General features: G+C 68.0%; 1 protein-coding gene and 1 pseudogene. Both read left to right on the forward strand.

The genetic code is table 11. The annotated features are described in order from the left end of the window. Positions 1-329 (forward strand): annotated as a pseudogene (locus AC1VAN_RS22515) (lipid IV(A) 3-deoxy-D-manno-octulosonic acid transferase); the annotation flags it as partial. A 235-nt stretch (positions 330-564) separates the two neighbouring features. Beyond that, the coding region (locus tag AC1VAN_RS22520; protein WP_480986823.1) for an amino acid permease at positions 565-1,168 on the forward strand (604 nt) is incomplete at its 3' end.

Below are 1,168 nucleotides of genomic sequence, written 5' to 3' on the forward strand. Positions count from 1 at the left end.
GCTGTGCCCAGGTCGCCTTCGTCGGTGGCAGCCTGCAGGCCATCGGCGGCCACAACCTGCTGGAACCGGCAGCGATGGGCACCGCAGCGGTGACCGGCCCGCATCTGCACAACTTCGCCGAGATCTCGCGGCGCATGCGCGAGGCCGGTGCACTGCTGATCGGCGAGGACGTGCAGGCGGTGGGTGATCTGCTGCTGCACCTGCTCGACGACGTGCAGGCGCGCGAAGACATGGCCCGCGCCGGTTGCACGCTGGTCAGCAATGGCCGCGGCGCGCTGCAGCGGACCCTGCAGCTGGTGGCTCCACACCTGCCGCCGCCGCTGGCCTGAGACCCCGCCTGTCGCCCTCAGGTGTTTCAAGGGCGCCCTGCCTTTGCGCTGTCGTGAACGCCTGCATCAAGCCTGCTTGATGGTGGTGAATCTGTCGTAGCTGGACCGCTCGCGCCGACCACGGCGTGCAAGCTGTCACATCATCGTTCGTATGGCGCAGATTCCGATTCCGCTTACCGCGTCAGGCTGCCAGCCTGTTGTCGACCACGCTTGGGCGACATCAAGGGAGCTTTGAATGATCGGCGACAACGGAGGCGCGCTGCACGCCAGCGCGAAGCCCGGGAGGCTGGGCACCGACCATCTGCTGGTGGTGGCGCTGACCCTGCTGTTGGGCGGCAGCGTTGTCGCCCTGGTCGGGCAGCACACGGCGGCACAGGCGGGGCCCGCCATTGTCCTCAGCCTGTTGCTGGCGGCGTTGGGCGCAGTGCCGATGCTGTATTGCCTGCGCATGGCGATGCGGCGCCTGCCGGATGCTTCGGGTCTGCATGGTCTGCTGCGTGCCGCCTGGGGCAGGCTGCCTGCCGATGTACTGGTGATTACCCTGCTGCTGGAACTGGCGGCGACCATCGCAGGGCTGGCGCAATCGATGGCGCGTCATCTGTACGCAGCCGCCGAGGTCATCGACGCTGCACCCGGGCAGTGGCTGCCCTTGCCGCTGGCGGCTGCGATTCTGGTGCTGCTGCTGGGGGCTGCCGCTGCAGTGCTGCGGACGCCGCGCGCGCTGTTGTTGGCCAGTGCACTGTTGACGGTGAAGCTGGGCGTGGGCCTGCTGCTGTTGTTGCTGGCAGCACGCCATGTGCACTACGCGCATTGGATTCCGTGGCTGCCATCGGCTACCG

It is taken from the genome of Stenotrophomonas sp. 05L44_2 (genome assembly GCF_056665995.1).